Source organism: Candidatus Hodarchaeum mangrovi (assembly GCF_975850365.1).
This window is the reverse complement of record NZ_CDLCQJ010000032.1, coordinates 24590-47360: the sequence shown is the minus strand read 5'-3', so window position 1 is coordinate 47360 and position 22771 is coordinate 24590. Positions and strand designations below refer to the sequence as shown.

Annotated in this window: 17 protein-coding genes; 5 read left to right on the top strand and 12 right to left on the bottom strand. The window is 32.4% G+C overall.

Annotated elements, in window-relative coordinates:
* A partial coding sequence (locus ACWVCY_RS04100) for an amidohydrolase family protein (RefSeq protein WP_455140491.1) occupies positions 1 to 338 on the top strand: 338 nt, incomplete at its 5' end.
* A gap of 159 nt (positions 339 to 497) precedes the next feature.
* Here ACWVCY_RS04100 and ACWVCY_RS04095 read toward each other — a convergent pair.
* The 4 genes from ACWVCY_RS04095 to ACWVCY_RS04080 all read right to left on the bottom strand — a co-directional run bounded on the left by ACWVCY_RS04095 (position 498) and on the right by ACWVCY_RS04080 (position 6029).
* Positions 498 to 998, bottom strand: coding sequence for a peroxiredoxin (locus ACWVCY_RS04095; protein ID WP_455140489.1), 501 nt, complete (start codon positions 996 to 998; stop codon positions 498 to 500).
* Positions 999 to 1113: 115 nt separating this feature from the next.
* Complete coding sequence (locus tag ACWVCY_RS04090) at positions 1114 to 1824, bottom strand: DUF4332 domain-containing protein (protein WP_455140487.1); 711 nt, start codon at positions 1822 to 1824, stop codon at positions 1114 to 1116.
* 92 nt (positions 1825 to 1916) lie between these two features.
* Positions 1917 to 5150, bottom strand: coding sequence for a GNAT family N-acetyltransferase (locus tag ACWVCY_RS04085; RefSeq protein ID WP_455140485.1), 3234 nt, complete (start codon positions 5148 to 5150; stop codon positions 1917 to 1919).
* A gap of 96 nt (positions 5151 to 5246) precedes the next feature.
* Complete coding sequence (locus ACWVCY_RS04080; RefSeq protein WP_455140483.1) at positions 5247 to 6029, bottom strand: HAD family hydrolase; 783 nt, start codon at positions 6027 to 6029, stop codon at positions 5247 to 5249.
* 255 nt (positions 6030 to 6284) lie between these two features.
* Between ACWVCY_RS04080 and ACWVCY_RS04075 the strand changes: the two genes are divergently transcribed.
* Positions 6285 to 7349: an ornithine carbamoyltransferase gene (locus ACWVCY_RS04075; RefSeq protein ID WP_455140481.1), complete on the top strand. Its 1065-nt coding sequence runs from the start codon at positions 6285 to 6287 to the stop codon at positions 7347 to 7349.
* 130 nt (positions 7350 to 7479) lie between these two features.
* On the opposite strand, the gene ACWVCY_RS04070 is transcribed toward ACWVCY_RS04075, so the two are convergent.
* Positions 7480 to 9210 (bottom strand): alpha/beta hydrolase, encoded by a 1731-nt coding sequence (locus ACWVCY_RS04070; protein ID WP_455140479.1) that lies wholly within the window; start codon positions 9208 to 9210, stop codon positions 7480 to 7482.
* A 131-nt stretch (positions 9211 to 9341) separates the two neighbouring features.
* Positions 9342 to 11435: a S9 family peptidase gene (locus ACWVCY_RS04065; RefSeq protein ID WP_455140477.1), complete on the bottom strand. Its 2094-nt coding sequence runs from the start codon at positions 11433 to 11435 to the stop codon at positions 9342 to 9344.
* 19 nt (positions 11436 to 11454) lie between these two features.
* Here ACWVCY_RS04065 and ACWVCY_RS04060 point away from each other — a divergent pair, with 19 nt between their 5' ends.
* Complete coding sequence (locus ACWVCY_RS04060) at positions 11455 to 11628, top strand: hypothetical protein (protein WP_455140475.1); 174 nt, start codon at positions 11455 to 11457, stop codon at positions 11626 to 11628.
* 151 nt (positions 11629 to 11779) lie between these two features.
* On the opposite strand, the gene ACWVCY_RS04055 is transcribed toward ACWVCY_RS04060, so the two are convergent.
* The 4 genes from ACWVCY_RS04055 to ACWVCY_RS04040 form a co-directional block, all read right to left on the bottom strand.
* Positions 11780 to 13195, bottom strand: coding sequence for a serine hydrolase domain-containing protein (locus ACWVCY_RS04055; RefSeq protein ID WP_455140473.1), 1416 nt, complete (start codon positions 13193 to 13195; stop codon positions 11780 to 11782).
* Between the two features lie 325 nt (positions 13196 to 13520).
* Positions 13521 to 15035 carry a hypothetical protein gene (locus ACWVCY_RS04050; RefSeq protein ID WP_455140471.1) on the bottom strand — a complete coding sequence of 505 codons (1515 nt, stop codon included), beginning with the start codon at positions 15033 to 15035 and terminating at the stop codon, positions 13521 to 13523.
* 622 nt (positions 15036 to 15657) lie between these two features.
* Positions 15658 to 16671 (bottom strand): uroporphyrinogen decarboxylase family protein, encoded by a 1014-nt coding sequence (locus ACWVCY_RS04045; protein ID WP_455140470.1) that lies wholly within the window; start codon positions 16669 to 16671, stop codon positions 15658 to 15660.
* A gap of 429 nt (positions 16672 to 17100) precedes the next feature.
* Entirely contained in the window at positions 17101 to 18129 is a 1029-nt protein-coding gene (locus ACWVCY_RS04040) for a class I SAM-dependent methyltransferase (RefSeq protein WP_455140468.1), read from the bottom strand.
* 492 nt (positions 18130 to 18621) lie between these two features.
* Between ACWVCY_RS04040 and arcC the strand changes: the two genes are divergently transcribed.
* Both arcC and ACWVCY_RS04030 read left to right on the top strand, forming a co-directional pair.
* The gene (gene arcC, locus ACWVCY_RS04035) at positions 18622 to 19608 is read left to right on the top strand and encodes a carbamate kinase (RefSeq protein WP_455140466.1); all 987 of its coding nucleotides are present in this window, start codon (positions 18622 to 18624) and stop codon (positions 19606 to 19608) included.
* 18 nt (positions 19609 to 19626) lie between these two features.
* A complete protein-coding gene (locus tag ACWVCY_RS04030; protein WP_455140464.1) occupies positions 19627 to 20676 on the top strand; it encodes an ornithine carbamoyltransferase in 1050 nt (349 codons plus the stop codon).
* A 112-nt stretch (positions 20677 to 20788) separates the two neighbouring features.
* Here ACWVCY_RS04030 and ACWVCY_RS04025 read toward each other — a convergent pair whose 3' ends face one another.
* Entirely contained in the window at positions 20789 to 21640 is an 852-nt protein-coding gene (locus ACWVCY_RS04025) for a hypothetical protein (RefSeq protein ID WP_455140462.1), read from the bottom strand.
* 166 nt (positions 21641 to 21806) lie between these two features.
* Positions 21807 to 22682 (bottom strand): alpha/beta fold hydrolase, encoded by an 876-nt coding sequence (locus tag ACWVCY_RS04020; protein ID WP_455140460.1) that lies wholly within the window; start codon positions 22680 to 22682, stop codon positions 21807 to 21809.
* Between the last annotated feature and the right edge of the window lie 89 nt (positions 22683 to 22771).

Below are 22771 nucleotides of genomic sequence, written 5' to 3'. Positions count from 1 at the left end.
TACAAGTCACTCAAATGATAACTATAAATGCAGCTCAAGCAATAGGACTTAAAGATCATATTGGTTCAATAGAAGTCGGGAAAGCAGCTGATTTTGTAATATTCGATTGTACTGCATTACCTACACCCATTCATAGGGAAAATGTTTTTGGACATCTAGTATACGGTTCGTTTTCACGGAGAGACATTAAACGAGTAATTGTAAATGGAAAAACTATTGTGAAGAATGGGATTCACACATCATTAGATGCTACTCAAATTAGTCAACAGTCTAAGGAATCAGCTTTAAAACTTTGGGAGCGATTAGATCTAACACCTAGAATTGGTAAACGTTTTTAAACTTTCAATCAATCTTTCGGTGGAAGGGTGTGTTATTTTTTAATGGATTGTATTGACTAAATCCATTTTTTTAACTTTAATGGTAAGTTTGCCTAGGCTAGCAGAAATTTCAAACATATAACCCTAATAATAAAAAAAATTTAAGAAAAAAGAGATATATTACTCTTGAAGTTCTTCTAACGCTTTGAAAATTGGTTTTTCATTTGGAGGGCCTTCATTTAACTCGTTTGGTACATCTATATATCTTATAATACCTTTTTTGTCTATTATAAAGATAGCACGCTTTCCGAAACCGATTCGGGGAATAAAAGCGTCATATTTCTTACTAACTTCACCAGCAGGTACCCAATCTGCCAATAATGGAAAGTTTAAACCTCCTAATGCTTCTATCCATGCATTATGAACAGGAATTGAAGCTACTCCAATTGCTAAAACTTGGGTATTTAATTCCTCAAATTTTTCTATTTGTTTGCTATATGAAGGTAATTGGTGGGAACATACTGGAGTAAAATCTTGAGGATAAAACGCAAGCATAACATTCTTTTTTCCACGAAAGTCAGAAAGTTTTATTTTTTTTCCATCTTGAGCGGGTAGCGTAAAATCTGGAGCTTTATCTCCTACTTTTAACGAAGTTCCGCCTTGCAATACTTTTTCAGTCATTCTGATTCACCTAATCTTAATTTTGATTGTTTAACGTTTTTATTTTACATAAAAAAAGTAGATTCAAAAACTTAATTATTGTTAATTCGTTATAAAAACAAAAGAATTAACTGTTTTAATCATCATACTCAATTATAGATGATAATTTTTTAGCATTTTCAATGTTATTAACTAGATCAGATAGATTAGGAACCATTCCATCCCAATTTGTATCTTTAATATATACTTCAAAGTGTTTTCGTAATTTTTTTGCATCCCATTGACTTAATATTTCAGGTGTTTGGATACCAGCGTTATAATAAAGACGGGTTAATTTCTCTTTAACATATCCTACTCTAGTTAAATCAGAAATTTTTGTTAACTCGAGAATAACCTCATAGGGGATTTCCAACTTTTCAGCTAAATCAAATCTATTTTTTCTTGTTTTTCCAGCTAATATCATGTCATTTGCAGTTTTAATACCTTCAGATGATAGCTTTTCTATAAATCTTTTGTCCACATCAAGAATTTTGTCTAATAAAAATGGAGTCTTTTTAGATTTTTTCAAAAGTCGTAATTTTTGAGCTTTGTCCTTCATAACTTTATTATCAGTCGCTTTATAATATAATAGTAAAGTATAGATTACAGTTTTTGAAGATTGTTTTTCTGATGCCTCGAAATGTTGAAGAAAATCTTCTAGATCTTCTGATACGGCTTTTTTTAATTCTTTGAATTTATTTTCTTTTAAGTAATCTTCATACAGTTGAACATACGTCAGATACTTGTTAATGACATTAGACTTTCTACCTGACTTTTTCAAAAACCTTTCAAAGGTGTCATTCTCCATTAATTCACCATTTCGTTTTTTTGTAAAATTCAATCAAGCTTAAATTCTTAAAAGTTTGTTCAAACTGACTGGTTTCAAATATTGAGTAAATTTCAATGAGAAAATAGTTCTTGAACATCTCTAGCATTATTTTCAGAAGGTAAATTTGGGACCAGATAGTAAATTATTTCATTCGATTGATTCGGTTCAAGGTAACAACTAGAAAAGACACCACCTGCTGAAACCATTTCACCTGCATCAAAAATCAAAACATTAGATTTTTCAACATCTGGAATTAGCGACAAAGAATGTCCATTTTTATGATAAAAAAGACTTTTTATAGAAGAAGACCCTAATCCAATTAATGGTATAGGATTCTTTCGTGAGAATTCATAGATTTGAGAAGGATCATCAAAATCCAACATTGAGTACATTTCATCACGTTTTCCTTCAAATCCAGGGAATAGAAATCCAATATGAATGAATCTAAATGCTGCTGTTGTTGGATTATCTATTCTAATTCTAATTCTTAAAATCCTCGAGTTTCCTCCTAACATCTCATATGAGATCTTAAGAACTAAACCTTTCAATGATTTCTGTTCGTTGATATTAACAGTATATTGTACTCCTTTCCAAGGTCCATCATGAGTTTCTTCATATACGTATTTTTCATCAATATACTTAAGTTCATCTAGTTCATCATTTTCTCCGAGAAGAGAGTTATATACCCCACCAGGATCCTTATTGAAAAATACCGAAGGAATTAGCATTGGAAAATTACTGCAGAGATATTCAATATCATTCCATTTAAGAGAAGTCATAGCACCGGCAAAATCTTCTGAACTAGTAATAGATAAACTCTCATTTCTAAGTAAAACTTGCTTTTTACCTTGATGTTGAGGAAGAATCTCGATTCTAGGTTGGGATGTTGCTTGAAAAGCTAAAACTAAAAATCTTTTCATAATATTATTGAAAGGACTTTGAATAAGAACGGTTAGGGGATATATTCCGAAGTATATACTATCAGGTAGTTTGACCGTCAATTTGCACTGATGAGAATTTTGAAAGCATAAATTTTCAATTTGATCATTATCAATGTCAATAGACCATCCATCAGGGGATTTTACAGTTAATTTGCCATTTAAAGGCATATTACGATATGATTCAATTGTCAGATTAATTCTATTTTCTGAATTCCCAAGTAATAAGTCCTCTTGAGGGATGAGTAAATTAAGTGCAGCTTTAGCTTTTTGATTATTTTCTCGAACAGACAATAATTTTCCTTGAGTTAAAAAGCGTGCTTTTTGTCTGATATCTTTCCATTTATATTGGTTAGAAATTCCTAGCCAACTTTTTGGTCCTTTAACAACAGTTAAAGCAGGAATGTTTAGCGTTTTTTCTAAATAATTCAATTTGTTTCTACTTGGATCAGCGGAAGTATTGATTGGATCATGTATATGATAATAAGAAACCCCAGCCACATCAATGCAAATCCAGGGTTCAAATCGCTCTGATTCATCAGGTAAATCCCCCTCTCTAATCGGCCAAATTACATTTTTTTCATGTAATATTTCACCATCAAGTGCTAAATATGTTTCACCTATAGGTAAGCTTACTCCATTAGTGAAATGAGGTTGAATTAATACACTCAATGAGTCATCAATTGAGCCATGATTTTCAATTTCTTCCCAAACTTCGATATGATGATTTTGGGGAGACAATTTGAAAAGGCGATTAAATTTTAGCTCAGGTTTTGACAAACTCGCCTTAGACAGTCTTACAACAATTCCATCTTCATTTTTGGAGATTTTAGAAGAAAATTCGACTTGATTAAATTCACTAAACCCAAAGGGTGGACCAAAATCTAATAAATTTACTCCAATTCCCATCAAAGAATAATCCTTAGATAAAATTGTAACTCGAGCTCCTTCTAAGTTAATTTCTGTCCTTATAAATTGATTCAATAGAATTATCTTTTTAGAATCTGAGAGTAAACCAGCTGCGACTGATGGATCATTTGAAACAAAAAGAGGAATCTCAAAAATACGACTTTTGTTATTGTTAATTACTAATTGAGCGTAAAGTGTTATAGAAGATTCTGAAAATGATTTTGGGACTTTTATCTGAAATTTCTTCCCAATAACTTCCTCTGAAGAAAGTGTAATTGGAGAAATTTTTTCTATTATTTCAATATTTGCATTAGACCAAATGCGAATCTCTCCTTGGATCGGTTCATGAGTTCTATTCTGAATGACTAAAGGAAGATCAATTATTCCCGTGGGATACCACCAGTCAAGATGGTGAGAGGTTATATTTATTAATTGCTTAGCTCTTACACCCATTTCTAAGGTGAATAGCTCTCCATTAACATTTAAATGTGCCTTTAAACTTGGAGTCTTTCGATATACATTTGAATCGGGAGTTGTTGAATTAACTAAATAATAATTGGAATAAATTAAACCCTCTGGAAGAGCTTCAGTATTAGCGGTCATTTTATGAATAGAGATCTCTTTAGAAGGTTCAAAATTAATTGATAAAGGAAGAGCTTTCCCTAAATTATGATTAACACCCAGATGAAAATTAGTTTCTATTCCTGTGAAAACTTCGTGTGTGTTTTGTCTAAGGATAACTTGTATTAATTTTCCCTCTAAATTTCGGGAGATACCAACTATTGAACGACTAAAGCGATCAATAGTGACTTCTAGTGAATCTTCTCCTTCCTTAAAATAATACTTAAAAACGCTCATATCTGCTAATTTATGATCATCAGGAGCTTGAGTAATCTCACGGACTTGATTTGAATACCAATTAGGATGTTTTTCGAAAAAAGGCTTGCAAAATGAGTGGTTAAGAATAGCAGGAAGATAATTTTGCATATAAACACTCGTATCAGGAACCCATTGAAGACCGATCTTTTTATATAAAGGAACGGCCTTCATATTTGATGCCCAAGTATTAAGATCTTGCCGTAAATCACCGTTTTTAACGCTAAAGTCAACTGCAGCGAGAAGTAAATTCTTACCATATTTTTTAGAAAGAATTGAGGGATGTGCTCCAAGAACTCCAATGTACGAAACATTTGGTTCTTCCATTCTTTTATGAACCGAACAAAAACCTACTAATTTTCCATCAGGATTAAAAGCGACAAAATTCTTTAGAGATTTTCTCTTATTGATAAAATCAATTGCCAATTGTTTTGTATAGGGGATTCCACGAGTCCATGTTCCAGGCCAAAGTTCATCAATTTCATTAAAAAAATCAGCAAGATTTTGCGCATCATTTACAATGTCAATTGGTCGAATTATACCTTCGAACTCACTCAATTTCTCATCTTGTGACCGATCCATAATTAAATCCTTCTGAAAAATGTTATTATCAAATTGAAAAAAGATATCAAGAAATTACGATATTTTGTAAGAATCATACATTGATATTTATATACCTCATTTTTGTGGCAATCGTTTTAGAAATTTGCTTCCTCCAAATTCATCAATCTTGGCGAATTTAGCTACAATACCTGGATGTAATGGTAAATTTTTAGGATTTCGATACCTCTTTTCTTTATATATCTCCTCTGACCAAAAATCTAACCAAATAGCTTTTCCGCCAAAATTAATAGCACCTAAAACATCACGGTAATAATCATCCCCAATATGAAGCAACTGTTCGCGGTTACTCAAATTTAAATCGTTAATAGCGGTTTCAAACATTAAATAATGAGGTTTATGAAATCCAACCTCCCCTGAAAAAACAATGGTATCAAAAAAGGCGGTAAGATTAAATTTATTCAACAAATCATACCCATTTGGAGGCCAATCATGATCAGAAATTAATGTTAAGAAAAAATTATGTTCTTTCAGATCTTGGAGTAGAGAAGGGATGGTAGAAAAGATTTGAGTATATTCTAAAATATTATTAAAAAATGATTTAATTAATAGGTCCGTGTATTTTTGATTTGCAACAATATTTTGGGGATTTAATTCAGAAAAAATCGATAAGAAAACCTTATCCATTGTTATTTCTTTTAATTTGGTATTATTGAGTATAGAGTTATGTACAGAAAATTTGTGATATAAATTCATAAATTCATTAAAGGAAAATAAATTTGATACTTCTTTAACTAACTCCCATGCTAAATTAAGCTCTTGTTTGAAAGAGAGATTAAATGGTTTCTTTATATAAGCAATCGTATTCCATAAGTCAAATGAAATAATTTCAAAGGACATTCTATGATTTTTCCTTTTAATAATTGATTCTACAGTAAATAATTAAAGTTTTAACCTTGAAATATTTTGATAAAATAAAAAGTATTAGGTGAATTTTCTAAAGCAAAAAATATAATTTCTTGATAGCCAAGCTATTCTTCAATAACAAATTTGAATATAGGAGGATGGAGGAGTTGATGTTTTAGATTAAGTACTTGGAGAATAATTATCTATATTATCTAAAGAACTTTAGATTATTTTTTTGGTGAAAGTAATATGGTAGTGACTGAAGATTTAAAAGGACGCGACTTCCTTACAATGATTGAATTTACCCGAGAAGAAATTGAGACGATGTTAAGTGTCGGGATAGACTTAAAACGTCGTTTTGTGACCCATGAAGACCATAGACACATTCTTCCAGGAAGAACCTTGTTTATGGTTTTTTATAATGATAGTTTAAGGACAAGAAACTCTTTTGAAGCAGGAATGACACAACTAGGTGGACATGCTCATTTCTTAGAACCTGGTGCAATTTATACTCCAGCATTAAAAGGCGATGAAGTAGCTTATTCTACTGAACGTGTATCAGATGTAGCTCGAGTTTTATCTAGAATGGGTGATGCAATATCAATTCGTATTTATGGAGGTAAATGTGGATGGATCTATGGAAAAGGACATAAAATCATCCGAAACTTTGCTCATTGGTCTGAAAAACCAGTAATAAACATGGAAGACGATATTTATCATCCATGTCAAGGAATGGCTGATGTAATGACAATATATGAAAAATGTAGCCATGATTTTAATAAATTACAGGGGAAAAAATTCGTTATGAGCTGGGCATATTCCGCAGGTCAAAAACCAATGGCTGTACCTCAAACTGGTGTATTAGCTCCGTCAATGTTCGGTATGGATGTAACTTTGGCTTGTCCACAGGAAATGGATTTACATCCTGATATAATTAAAAAAGTTGAGGAACATTGTGATTTATTTGGTGGATCATTTACAATAGAGCGAGATATGAAGACTGCATTTGAAGGAGCTGATTTTGTATATCCCAAAAGTTGGGGAATTCTCGATGCGCATGGCATAGAAGGAGTTAGGCCAGCTAAACCAGAAATTATGCCTGAAATCATGAACAAATATAAAAATTGGAAGACAACTGTTGAATTAATGGATGTTACCAATAAAGGACGAGGATATTATATGCATTGTCTTCCCCAAGATCGAGCAATGGAAGTGGATGATGAAGTTGCAGATGGTAAATGGTCTATTATTTTTGATCAAGCAGAAAATCGCCTTCATGCTCAAAAGGGAATTATGGCTTCAATAATGCATTAATCCCCTATTTTTTCATTTTTTAAAAGTTATTCTATGTTTAAAATACTACTTAAGGTAGGATTGGCAATTATATGACCAATGTTTGAACCAGTTCAGGTAAGCTATTAACTTGAATATATCTATTCCTTGTTTATAGGAATCCTCCCAGAGTGAATGTATCTGCAATAATCCAAGCTATGATCAAAGCATTAAAAAGGGCTCCTGTTCCTATTGAACGTGTTAATCGATAAAACCAGTCAGTAAAAATTGCTGAAATTGTGATTAAAGGAATAATACCCCATAGAAACTCTAGGATAAGTCCCAAAAAGCCTGGAATGATCTTTTGGTTAAATAAAAATAATGGAACGTATAATACAAAGATGATCACTCCAAAAGGAGCTAGTTTTACACCTGTAATCTTGAAGAATTGTGAAAGTGTTGATTTTACATCTTTTTCCGTTCTATTATCATAATATTCATAAAAAAACAAACCATCTGCAAAAAAATTAATGAATAAGAAAGGTATATAGACAAAAAAGATGAATAGACGGGGAATAGGGAATAAATCCCCAAATAATGGTGTTAAAATTTGGAAATTTAGGTTAAAAATAACTTTTAATGAAAAGCTAATAAAATAGATGAAAATGATTAAGAGGATAACAATAATTATTTCCTGCTTATTTAGGGAGGTTTGAAGTCTTTTTTTAATATCTGGGGTAATTTCTGTGAATTTAGGAATAAAAAATTTAATCAATAACAATCCTAAAATCCCCCATATGAATAACCACCAAATGATCGAAGTTCCAAATAATAAAGGAGGGAAAGGAATGAAAGTACCAGCTATCATCATAGGAAGAAATAAAATAGCCCCAAGGCAACTCCAGAGGAGCAGTATCTTCCAATTTTCATGATATGATATAGAAAATAATTCTTGCATCTTTTTCTTACGAACATCTAAAAGATCGTATAAAACTGCCGAAAAACAACAAATAAAACCAATAAAGGTAAAAAAACTGCCGACAAGGATAAGATCTCTTAAATTAAAGAGATAATCTGAAGGAGATAGCTGCAATTGGCTTGATGGATTAAGCGTTGATTCCATCCATTGGACTATTTCAGAAACAATAAAAGGATCAAATGCTTCTGCAAGATGTATAGTAGATGTTAAGACAAATTTACGGGCGGTATTTGTAGAAAAGCTTCCATACTGAATATTAGGCTCAACCACATCAGTTGTGTTAAAAATTGGCCTTAAATCCTCTTTTAATAAAGGTATATCAAATAGAATATCCTGATTACCAACTGCAATTAATAGATTTTTTGGAAATGTCGCATTAAATACCCCATAAGCTGCTTCCTCAACCATTTCCCCTACTCCTCCTCCGATTAATACTGTTGCAGTGATATTACCATGTGCTATACTTGTAGCTCGTACAGCTCCTGCTCCGAGGCTGTGACCAATAAGACCTATGGAAGACTTATTCACATAAGAAAGTGATTCAATATATCTTACTGCTGATAAAATTCCTAATGTAGGATCGCTAGTAAACCCGAAAGTTCCACCCGAATTACCATGACCTATTTCATCAACAGCTAAAGAGACAATCCCTCTCCGACTGAGTTCTAAGGCAATTCCACTCATATATTCCTTGGAGCTCCCAATTCCATGTGTAAGAATAACAGCGGGATAAGGAGTCATAGACGAGACACTTTTAGGTTTATATAACAATCCACTAAGCTGTACTTCTGCATGCGATATTGAAACGGGACTTATATTCAATGTTCCAAAATTGGAATTTAATAATGCAGCACTAATAATACCTATCATCCCAAGAAGAGCAAAGACTCCTAGAAAAAGCAATGATGTTCGTTTAAAGGACATTAAGAAGACTTCCATTTAATAAAACGGATTAAATTTTAATTAAAAACACTATTAAATAATACTCTTGTTCTTATTTTGGAAAACTTTATTGATTTAAATAATAAATTAAATAATAGCTCAAGAGCTACCCGTTAGTTATCTATACCCAAAATATCAAGAAAAAAGGCATAATAAAGCGCAATTTCTTTAAGATAATCATATCTTCCTGATTTTCCTGCGTGACCAGCCCCCATATTCGTTTTTAAGAGGAGGAGATTATTATCTGTTTTAAGAATCCTTAATTTTGCAACCCACTTAGCTGGTTCCCAATATTGGACACGAGGATCATTTAATCCAGCAGTGACTAGAAGATGGGGATAAACTTTAGGTTCAACATTGTCATAAGGACTATAGGATAACATAAAATCGAAATATTCTTTATCATTAGGATTTCCCCATTCTAAATATTCTAGTACTGTTAATGGTATTGTTTCATCAAACATAGTTGTTACTACATCTACAAATGGTACTGTTACAACTGCTCCTTTGAATAATTCTGGTCGCATGTTGATCACTACTCCCAAGAGAAGACCACCTGCACTACCCCCCATAATAATCAACTTTTCTTTTGAGGTCCATCCTTCATTTATTAAATATTCTGCACAGGCAATAAAGTCAGTAAAAGTATTCTTTTTGGCTAAAAGCTTTCCATTTTCGTACCAAGGTCTTCCTTGGCTACTTCCTCCTCTGATATGGGCGATTGCATAGATTATACCTCTATTCAGTAGGCTTATTCGTGTACTTAAAAATTGTGGATCGATAGTATATCCATATGATCCATATCCATAAAGAAGTAATGGTTGATCACTTTTTGGTACAATCCCTTTGTGATGAACCAAAGAAATGAATATTTCTGATCCATCTTCTGCAGTGGAGATAAGACGTTTAGTTCTGTACTCTTCTGGTTTGTATCCAAGTACTTCTTCTTGCTTAAGCATGTGTAGACTCTTTGTTAAAATGTCATATTCATACCTTATGGTTGGATTAGTTAATGATGTATAATTAAACTGAATAAGTGGACTGCTATATACAGGATTTACTAATGATTCTTGAAGATGAATGGGTTTCCAAGTGGTATATATCTCATCGGGGAAATCAATGTAATAATCAAAATTATTTGCTAGGACTCTAATTTTTTTAATACCATCTATACGTTCATATAAGACTAGTCCAGCCTGTTTAGGTACTATATCTATTAGATAAACTTCTTTACGGTGTGGGATTATTTCTTCCCAATTATTAATACTAGGAGTATCAATGTCTGTTTGCATTAGCTTGAAATTTTCAGCATTATCTAAGTTGGTTAAAATTAAAAATTTTCCAGCCTGATGTTCTAGATAGTATTCTAATTCATTTTCCTCATCTCGTGGATGAATCATAGTAAATTTTTGGTTTCTTCCTTCTGTAAGAGGTAAAAAATGAATTTCAGATGTATTTTTGCTACTAAGAGTAAGAAATAGGTATTGATAATCATTTGAAACATTCAATTTGAGATAATATTGTTCATCTTTTTCTTGATATAACAGTTCATCTATTGATGGATCCGTCCCCAATACATGTTTATATACCTTATCTGGTTGTTTTTGAGGATTAAGAGTTGTATAATAGACAGTTTTATTGTCTCCTCCCCATGCAAAGGTATAAGAAGTGTTTTGAATTGTTTCAGGAAATAATTCTCCTGTTATAAGATCTTTAAAATAGATTACAAACTCTTCTGCTCCAGAAGTATCGACAGAATATGCCAGGAAATTATCATTAGGGCTTACTTTAAAAAACCCTAATTTATAATACTCTAAGCCTTCTGCTTCCTTGTTTTCATCTAAAAGTAATTCTTCATGAGTAGCGCTTGATGAATCATTGGAAGTATTTCTATAATAAGCTCGATACTGTTTTCCTTTAAATGTTTTCCAATAGTAGTAGTAATTTCTATGTTTTTCTTTAGTACTAACATCATCCTCTTTTATCCTACCTTTCATCTCTTTAAAGAGTTTTTTTTGAAGTAATTTGGTATGATCCATCATTTTATCTGTATAAACATTCTCAGCTTTAAGATATTCAATGACTTCTGCATTTTCTTTTTCTCGTAACCAATAATAGTTATCTACTCGTTCTGTACCATGATTAATCATTTTATGTGGTTTAATTGTTGCTTTAGGCGGTAAGATTTTCTTTTCGTTTAGGTTCATAGATAGGATCCTCTGTTTAATGCTAAATCTGATCAAAATAATCTTTATGTATTATGTCAATAAACCTCTTGATGCTGACACTTTCAGAGACATGATGAATATTGATGAATTTTTCTTACAAAATCTAATAAATCGTATAAAAAAAATAGATTGGACATCAGAAGGTAACATGGATACTCTCAAAAGAGAATAAGGATATTGGTATATTTTAACGAAGAATTAAAAGAGAAAGAACATGTAAATATTTTTCAAACTAATAAATTGTTGATTATTATCTATCAGATTGAAATTTCTTAACATTTTATTAATAAACAAGTAGAAGTCAAATCGATTAGATTAAATTTTTACTTTTTCCTGAATATTTTATTAAAGGAACCATAGAATATTACTGTCAAAATAACTATTAAGAATTCAAATCCAGAAGTATCATCAGAACTCGATATGTATGCCTCTCTAAAATTAATTCCTTCTTCATACAATACTTTAAAAATAGGCGATATGGGGTCATCTTCATAGAAGTTATTGCCTTGATTAACAAAAACAATAACACCAATATTTATATCTTGATTAAAAAGCATCAGAGAATTAAATCCAAAGACTCGTCCACCGTGACCTTGGAGAAAATGTGTTACATCCTTTCCATCTACTTCTACAGTGATGATCTTTTCATTCATCCACCCGAATCCATATGAATCATAGATTTTATTACCATAGAAAACCTGACTTTCATTATGCATTAGATTAATTAAGTTTTCACTTAGAATTCTATTATCTCCATAGATTCCATTATTCATGTGAGCAATTAAAAAGTTGGCCAAATCCGTCGTTGTAGATCGTAAAGCACCTGCTCCACGTTCATCTAAATTAAAAATAGGAATGTGGTGATTTCTATCAGAACCATTAGGGTAATCCTCTGGGCGTAGTGGATAAAAAAAACTATGTCCTTCAGGAATCCATTCATGTGGGATAGCCAACCTATCTGGAGAATAGGATTGATAAGTATAATGAGTGTTGGTCATATTTAGAGGGTCGAAGATATTTTTCTTGAAATATTCATCAATTGATTGATTTGATAAAATCTCAATTAAATACCCTAAGAGATCATAGCCTAAGTTTGAATAGGTTAAATAATATTGTTTTTCCGCAGGAGCCCAGGTAGCCCAAACCTCAGAGTCATTACTTGGATCAGAAAGAAAAATATCTTCTAGCCAATCAGGATAGACCAGAAGGCTTTCATTACTTACTCCTAATTGCTGTTCTAAATCATTTAAAATATAAGAATAGTAGAGATCTCCACCACGAAGGAGGCTTGATTGATGTAGAAGTAATAATCTAAATGTAACAGGTTTATTGGGATAATATGGATTTCTTATAGAAAATGGTAGATATTTATTAACATCATCATCTAATTCAAATTTTCCCTGTTCATAAAGTTGAAGTAGAGCAGTCGCAGTAAAACATTTGGTAATACTTCCAATTTTATAAACAGTATCAACTTTCGGTTGCTCACCATATCCCTTAGTCCATATGATTTTGTCTTTATAGACCAGACTAGCTTCTAAGGATGGAATGTGTCCTTCTAGCATATATTGAATAACTAAATCATCAACATTCGAATTAAAGACAGTTATCTGATCTTCTTTTATTTTTTTCTTGAATTCGTAGGGATCCGAATTATTTGTGGCAAAAGAAAAGAAAAATGTTGAGCTTAATGAAAGAACAATAAGAATTACAAATACGTTGGTTTTTAGCATTTTCATTTGAACATTTCATCCAATAGTAGTTTTTATTGGAATTTAATCAAAAAAAATAAATTTTAAATCTTACGCTTGATGCATTTTATTATTTTAGTTAAATAACCTAATGACATTATTTAGTTTTCCATTTAAATAATTTTTAAAGCATTCTGATGTAATTTGTAAATTAATTTTCGCCCATATCTATTTTATTTATCTTTTTGCCCATTTCCATTTTGTTTGAATACTGCTAGATAGATATAATTCCCCTAATATTAATATTAAAAGGCACAGGTAGAAGTATAAATGATTAAAAATGTGATTGTAAAGAAATAGATCTGAGGGAATATTAGTTTCTATTATTATTGGAGCTTTCAACAATAGTTTCGATTAATCCTCCAAATTGATCGAAGGTGGATTTACGAATATTCCCTAATCCATCCTTTACAATAATCGTGGTAGATTTAACCTCTTGTTTACTGATTTGTTGGACATCACCATTATAGATGTTCGGATTCCAAAGTACTCTTCCATAGGAGTTATTGTTCCAAAATATTGGATTTTTCATTTGTTTATAGAAAAATTGACTGTTGTTAAAAAGAGTTACCATAGCATTTACTTCTACAACTTGTGAATCCTCATCACAAGCCTCAAATCGTAGAAATGAAAATGTTTTTTCTCTAGGAGGTTCTAATTCCCAATTTTCCTGGTATGTGATGGTATTAATTCGAAAATTAGCTATTTCTGGTGGAGAATGGTCGATAGAGGGTTGATTTTTCCAGATTTTTATTCTCTGATTACCTTGTTTGGGTTTTACATCAATAAATATTTGAGGTACGTTGTTGTTAGTTTTTAGGGAAAATTCACAAATGAACTTACTGTCGATTTGTACTGTGGGTTTACTCCATTCTTCAGGGAGAGAAAGAGCAACAGTAATGGGCACATTATAAATATCTGTATTTAAGGTTGGGACTGTTGATAAAGTAAATTCAATGAAATCAACACATCTCACTATATTTTTAGAAACAGAAATTTGGTTTTTTTCAATTTCATAAGCCACTAACTCACCCCAACTTGTGTACCACACATTTTCCCAACCTGAAATCTGTTCAATTACTGTTTCATACTTCTCAAAATCTGAAACCCCATAATCAGATCCAGGTAAGTTTGAATGAGAGTATCCTTTAAACACGTGAAATCCAGGAGTGTGAAAAATTTGCTTTAAGATAATAGGAATATCCTTTAGATTCTTATCATTAATGCCATTAAAGGAAATGGTAACTCCTTCTTTCTCCCATTGAGTAGGGGGCCATGAGGTTCCTCCATTATCAATGGTTCGACCTAAAGTAAAATATTTTTTAACATACTGAGATCCTCCTGTATCGCCATTAGGATAGGCAAAAACAATAGGTGTAAATCCAAATAATTCTTCTATTCCAGTTTTACCCCATTTGATAAAAGCCTCCTGTTCTTCAGCGTTATATCTTGAAAGATATACATGAAGTCCATTATGTGATTGTACATCAAATCCCTGAAACATTTCATCTAAGAGGAAAGCATACCGCCAAAAGCTTCGATTGGGATATGAACGATAGCTAGGAGCAAAAATAGTATGTGAAATTCCATATTTCAGATCGATTGCCCTCAGATAGACATCTGTTGGCCGTGCATCATCCCAGCTCATAAGAAAGGTTGTATTACACCCTTGTCTAAAATGAGTAATATAAGGTTCGATGAAAAGATCTGTTTTCGTATATATTGGAATCTTTCCCTCTAGGAAGTGAATGGAAGTAAAAGTAGCTGATAGAAAAGTAATAAAGAGAACTATTTTGTAGATTTTGAGTCTGTTGATCTTTTTTTTCATTAAAAAACGATCCCTTTTAATGCCTATTCTTCTTTATGTTGTTATTAAACAATAAAAGAGCTTTTCTTAATGAATAAAGACCTATACATTAGAACAAAAGGAATATAACTTAGAACAGGGTGTTTCAGTTAACAAACACAGTGTTCTATAGTTTTGGGCTGTTCGTCCACAATTTAGAACAAATAAGAACAGATGAAGTAAGCAACTCTAAAATACTTGAATTGTACTTAGAAAAATGTTTGATAAAAATATATTACCCCTTTCTTAGACTCCAGTAAATAACCAGTTTTATATGCCTTTTTTTCTACAATCATTCTTTATCAGGAGGGAATATTTAATTTAACTTCAAAAATAGCAAAAAAATTTAGATTCCTATCCATAATTCAGTTGAATTAACGAGGAACTCCTTTATAACCATCAGTTTATTTCCCCTATTTTAAAAAGAAATAAAGATCCTATAAGTCCTAATAGGAGTACAAAGCTTGGAGATGAGGTTGAAGTAGTAGTCGTGTTAATTCCTTTTTTTCTAACTGTAGAAAAATACCCTTCTTTAGTTTACTATATGTGGTCAATAAATTCTTTATTTTGTAAGAATAAACATAAAATTCCCATTCTAAACTTACTAAACTATTCTAGCATCCTTTATAGGATATTTTCCAATCTTTTTAGCAAATCGATACATTTCTGTTATTGCTAGGATTTTGTGCCCTAGATATAGACTATTACTTGAAGAAAACAAATAACCACCTCCTGGTGCTCCTTGTGTAATTGTTCGTTTTACCTCTTCTCTTACCAAAGTTAAATCCTCTTGACATAAAATGTGAGTCGTATCCACATTCCCAGCAAGTACTAAACTTGTTCCATAGATTTGTTTAATTTTCTGTAAATTTATTCCTGCTTTTGGTTCTAGTGAATGGACTCCAGAAAATCCTGCTTTAACGATAAACGGGAGTAGTGTTTCAATATTTCCATCACTATGCCAGATTATGGGAATAGGGCAGTTTTTAGTAATTTTTTTATATTCTGGAAGAATTAGTTCTTGAAACATTTGCAGTGATATCATGGGACGGTTATTATCCGCAGCATCATCCCCTAATACTATAAAATCTACTTCATTTTTGACTGCTTCTTCGACTAGTGCCTGTGTCCATAATGTACTTCGGTCAATCACCGCTTTTACAAATTCTAAATCATTATAACACGCTAGGAAGAAGTTATCCATTCCCATTGATAAATAGGATAAACCTAATGAACAATCATGCCAAGCATAAAAAAGGGCATATTCTTCCTTATATTCCTTCTTAACTCGTTCGATCTCTTTTTCTGGAAACCAATCAGCTGCATGTGAATGCGGGGGTGTAAATTGTTCTAAATCCTTATAATTTTGAACTACTCCGCCTCCATAGTGTCCATTTTTAAAAATCCGTCCCCATTCATCTATTCCATTTTTGTAAGCTTTTGTATTAGATGGCTGACTTCCTAACGGTAAACAATCCATTCCAAGATGAATTCTTGTTAAATATGGATCACCAGAGAACTGATCTATAATTTCTTTCTCGATCCATGCCTCAAAAAGTGGCACACAATCTGGTTCCTTATGATCAAGAGCTATTTGGACTCTTTCCTTCGAGTTCATCTGTTATCATACCTATATAAAAGAGTGATTTGTATTCCCAAGGTAGTTGTTATATTTTTCATAAATATTTCTGAAAGGTCCTAAATTATTACAATTAGTCCTCAATCTAGATAATTTTATCCTTAAAGAGCAACCTAGCTTCTATAAATAGTATGTGTCCTTCTAGTATATATTGACCAAATAAATTACCAATATCAGAATTAAAGACAATGATCTGATCTTCTGTTATTTTATTCTTGAATTCGGAAGGATCCGAATTATTCGCGGTAGAAGAAAAGATAAATGTTAAACTATATGATAAAAGAATAAAAATTGCAAATATAACGGTTTTTAGTATTTTCTTTTGAACGATTCGTTCAATAGTCTCTTTTATCGTGATCTAATCAAAATAAAATAATCTTAAATTCTATTTGTTTATTTTTACTTTAGTCAAGTGATGACATGATAAAAATATCGTCGGCATCTACCCTCGTTAAAAGTCTTAACCAAATTAACAGCTTCCTGATATCCTATCTCATACAAATCCAAAATTCCCTCTGCTTCGTAATTTGATTTGAATTCTTCTAATCCTTTTTTTCTTTGATTCCAAAACTCTTTTTCTTCCTCAGTGAACTCGTATGTCTGATATTGCAAGTTAAGTTTTTTTAACACTTCTGCTAGCTTTGTATTATGTGAAAGCAGAATATCCATCGATTCACTAGGAGAACACACTTGGCTATAAAATATCCCCATTTGACCTTTAGGTTTCAGTATTCGCTTCATTTTATCTACAGTAGTTTCAAGATCTTCAACATAGTAAAGAGTATCAATAGCGATAATGCAGTCAAATCTTAATTGAGGAAGAGAAAGCTCGTCCATATCCTCAACACGAAAATTAATGCGGTTTCTTTTTTTTTGGGTACGTTTTAAAGCAACATCAATAGCTCCATATGCAATATCTATCCCAAGGACAGACGTTTGGGTCTGATCAGAGATGTATTCTGCAATCTTACCAAGTCCACAACCAAGATCTAGAAGAGAACTAGCAGGGGATAAATTCAGAACTTCAAGTAGTTTGGCAAGCTGGTTCATGGTCAACATGTTAAATTGGTATAGGTCTTTACCATAAATCCGCTTACGTTCGTTTGAAGCAATTTTACTTTCCGTTAACCTTACCAATGTATTACTATAAGTCTCTGCGATAAATTCCTTAGCTACTTGCCGTGTTAAAGTCAGACCAGAGCTAGTTAAAGAAAATAATCCATCGTTTTCTTTCACCAAATCCTTTTCAATAAGCTTTTCAATGGTTATTTTCTCAAAACTTGCTTCATTGAGCTTGGCTAGGAATATCAGTTTCGCTCGGTTCCGTAATGCCTCAAGATTTGGGTTTAAATTTTCCCCCGTATTCCAATCATTAGGATGACGATCGATTGATCGAATAGCCATTAAAAATTGTTTTTCAGCTTCTGTTAGGTTCATTTTTACTCCTTCCATTGGAGTCATACTACCATTTTACAGAAAATCCTCATGAGGACCTCTTAGACCTCTGAATCAGTTCATGGCCTCTGGTCTTTAGATTTTTGTAATACTATTAACAATTTATACTTGATTAAATTCTTTGTGATTTTCTTAGAGGAAAATTCAATGATTTTTTACTAAAATTGATTGTGAATTTCAATAAAAAAATTAGAATGGAAATAAAAATTGAGTTAAAAAGCCTAGTTTGAAGTAAGTAACTGTGATCTTAAAAATTCATGAGTTAATAGCCGTTTAAAATACTAAATAGTAAAAATTAATTTAAGATTCTTTTAAGAAGGAATTTACATAAATTCCTTGAAGATTATGGGCAAAATAGGGGTTATCTAGATGATTTTACCTATTTTTTGTAAAAGCAATTTAGGGATAGAGAATATGACATCTTTTTCAATCAAATTAAGTGTTGATTATTATACGTCAGATTGAGGAATAAAAATGCTAAAACCACTAGTTGTGATTGCACTCGGCGGAAATGCTATGATCAAAGGAAAACAAAGGGGAACACAGGAAGAACAAATCGAGAATATCACTGAAACAGCGAAACAAATCATGAAGATTATTCCAAATTATCGGGTGGTGATCACCCATGGAAACGGTCCGCAAGTAGGTAATCTTATGCTACAAATGGAAGCAGGATCCTATCCTCCTCATAATAGACCTGTTCTTTCAATGGATATCTGTGGGGCCATGACACAGGCTCAGATAGGTTACTTAATTCAGAATATTCTAGGCAATCTATTATATACTGAAGGTCCACCTAGTCGTCTTGATCCTAAAGAAAAAATTAAAGTTGTAACTATTATTACCCAAGTCATTGTTTCGAGAGATGATCCTGCGTTTAAAAATCCATCTAAGCCAGTAGGACCGTTTTATACAAGAGAACAGGCAGATAAAATTACTTCTGAGCATCCTGATTTTGTAATTATTGAAGATGCTGGTCGGGGTTATCGTCGGGTGGTTCCTTCCCCCGATCCTATTGCAATTCATGAGAAGGATCAAATTAATTCTCTTTTAGAAGCAGGATTTATTGTGATTGCTAGTGGTGGTGGTGGAATTCCTGTAATTAAAAATTTAGATGGAACTGTTAAGGGAGTGGAAGCTGTTATTGATAAAGACTTAGCTGGTGAACGATTAGCTGTTGATATTAGTGCAGAAAACTTTGCAATTCTGACTGATACTGATAAAGTTTATTTAGACTTTAATACTCCCCAAGCAAGGGGTATTGACAAAATGACTGTTACTGAATTAGAGAATCATTTAGAAAAAGGAGTTTTTGGGTCTAAATTAAAGGGATCTATGGGTCCAAAACTAGAAGCAGCTATCAGGTTTATCAAAGATGGTGGCAAGAAAGTTATTATTACTAGACCTGAATTGGCTGCTGCAGCACTTGAAGGAAAAGCAGGAACCACAATAGTTCCTTAATGATATGGAGATAGAACTATGGAATTTTCAGATTTATATGGAAGAGACTTAATCTGTACCCAAGATTGGGCAAAACATGAGTTGGATCTAGTTCTAGATCTGGCTGGTAGAATGAAACGTGAGCGATACTCATCTAGATATAGTCGTGTTTTAGCAAATAAGACATTCTTTATGTTTTTCTATAATCCCTCTGTTAGAACAAGACAAAGCTTTGAGGTAGCTGCCACTGAATTGGGTGGTCACGCTCAATTTCTTGAACCTAAAGCCATGCGATTGAAAACCGAAAAGACAGCTGGAGAGACTGTAGAAGATGCAGCTCAAGTAATGGCAAGATACGGTCATGGCTTAGGAATAAGAATCCTGGAAGATAAAGTAGGTACTTATGGAGAAGGCGAAGATCTCCTTCGAGAATATGCTCGTTGGTCCACTATTCCAATAATCTCTATGGCTCATGATAAGTATCACCCTTGTCAAGGTCTTGCAGATGTCATGGGTTGGTCAGAATGGTTTAATAAAGGGACTAATTATCCTCCTGATTGGAGAACTTTAAAAGGGAAGAAATTACTTGTTACATGGGGTCATGGTGCTTTAGCACGGTCTTGGTGTTCTGTACAAGAGGCAATGCTTATTGGATCACGATATTGTATGGATGTAACTGTTGCTTTTCCTGAGGGTTTTGACCTTGATCCTCAAGTTATTAAATGGACTGAAAAAAACTGTAATAAAAACAATAGTAATTTTGAAACAACTAATCATGTTTCTAATGGATATAAGGGAGCTCATGTTGTCTATTCTCGCCACTGGATGAGCCCTGAAGCTTATCAAGATGGGGAATTTCTTAAACAGAAAGAAATTGAAAAAGCCTTAAAATATCCAGATTGGATTTGTGATACTCAAAAAATGGCGTTAACTGATAATGCGATTTTTACTCACCCTATGCCTATTGATCGGGGTCATGAGGTTACTGATGAGGTAGCATCAGGGCCTAGATCTTGTATTTATGACGTTGCAGAGAATCGTTTACATGTCCAAAAAGCTATAATGGCACTAACTATGGCAGGAATTTGATTTTTCTCTTCTTTTTCTCTTTTTAAATTAAAGTCTTAGATTAAATACTTTTCCTCGATGATATATAGAGGATAAAATAATATCCTCAATTAAGGATTTTTTTCTCCTCTCATCATAATTCAAGAAGAGTTCTAGCTGCTTTAATGCCATTTTCAATAATTGCAGCGTCCTCTGGATACATACTCTCTTTTCGCTTTGTTAAATTTTTCTCAGCGCGAGAAAAAAATGTATAATTTCTTGTTTTAACAGCTTCGATAATCAACCTTACACTATCAAATACTGGATTATCAAGTATTGCTGATGGTTTCCGTCTGCTTAAATCTGTTTTTGTTTGGTTTGCTGCTTCGTAACCCTCAGAAATTAAATCTAGCAGGATAGCACAGGCAAAATTTGTTGCTGCATTATCGTAAAACTTTAATTCTAATTGTTTATCACCAGCAGCTATATAATTTCGTTTTGTCTCTTGTAAACGTCTTTTATTAAATTCATCGACCAACATTCGTTGATTTTTTTCAATAGGGGCCTTTTCTAAATCTGAACCAAAACTTGTTTGCTTTAGTTCTCTTAAAATATCTTCAGTTACCTTTTCATCTTCAAATAGAGGACTAGTTTGTTTTTCTGTTGATCTATTAAAACTTGAAGGTGAAGAAGGTATAGTACTTCCGAAAGCTGGAGGAGTTGGTAAATGAGGATGACTCGTTATACCTTCTTTCGGGGGGCCTAGATAGAAATCTCCTGAAACATCTTTTGGGGGTCCTTCTAATCTTGGAGGTCCTTGCAGTTCTCCTTGTTTTTCTGATGTATAGTCCTCAGTACTTGAAGAAAATTTTTGAAAATCTTTCATTTTTGGTGGTTCAGGAGTCTTAAGCTCAACAGCTGGACTCTGGAATTCATTTTCCGTCTTAAATGAGGGTGGATTAGGTAAATCCTTCTTTTTCTTTTTCTTGAAAGGCCCAAAAGGCATTTTAATACCTCTTACTTACGAGTTACTAATAATTTTTATACATGAAGTTATTTGCTAGAATGTTTACATGGCTTATTATTAATTATTCTGATACAATTTTAATAAATTATTTTTATACAAAAATTTTAGAAATGTGAAATGAAGGAATAGATTTTTTAAAAAAATTCTACAAATTACTTCTTAAGAATTCCAATAGAAGTGGAATTACGGCCTGAGGATGGGTATATTGAGGCATATGTCCACAATTAGGAATTGGATGAAAAATAATGTGTGGGATGGCTGCTCGTACTTTTTCGTTTGTTTTAAAAGGAATTGTTTTATCCTTTTCCCCCCAAAAAAGCTGAATTGGTATATTAAGTTTTCCTACACGTTGATAAACATTCTTTAGACTATTGAATGGACTATTGAGGATAGTTGAATGGATTGCTTTAAGATAACCTTTATACTTTAGCTGAGCTTTAAATTGTTCTAAATATTGATCAACTTCTTTATACATGTAAAAATCTGGTTTTTGACTATTAATCAACATTTGATGATTAATTAAAAATTTTAGAAATAATCGATTAAGAAACGGAATTTTTAAAGCTAAATATTGGATATTAATCCCACTTGAAAATCCAATTGGGTCAAAAAGAGTTATTTTTTTTATCAAATCAGGATATTGATCAGCAAAAGTCATAGTTATTCCACCTCCCATTGATAACCCAACAAGATTGAATTTTTTATTACTTAAATTTAATTTTTGGAGTAATTCATGGAGCTGTTGAACAAAAAATGCAAAATTATAATTAGCAATAGGACGATCAGAGAAACCCCGTCCGAAAAGGTCATAACGTAAAACCTGAAATTCAGATTGCCCTAATTCTTCAAAAATGTAGTCCCAAACTAAATAGGGGGATGAAAACCCATGGATTAGGACTACTAGATCACCGTTTTCTGATCCTGTTAATTCATAGTGGACATAACCCTCCGAGATCTCAATAAAGCTACCTGGAAGACGACTTCTTTCATTATCATTTAATTCTAGGGTTTCAAATGCCAACTAGAAAACCTCTTGGGTAATTTTCTAAATGACCATGTGAATAAATATTCCTGAATTCGATTTAGAGTACATAATAATCTTGATGCAAA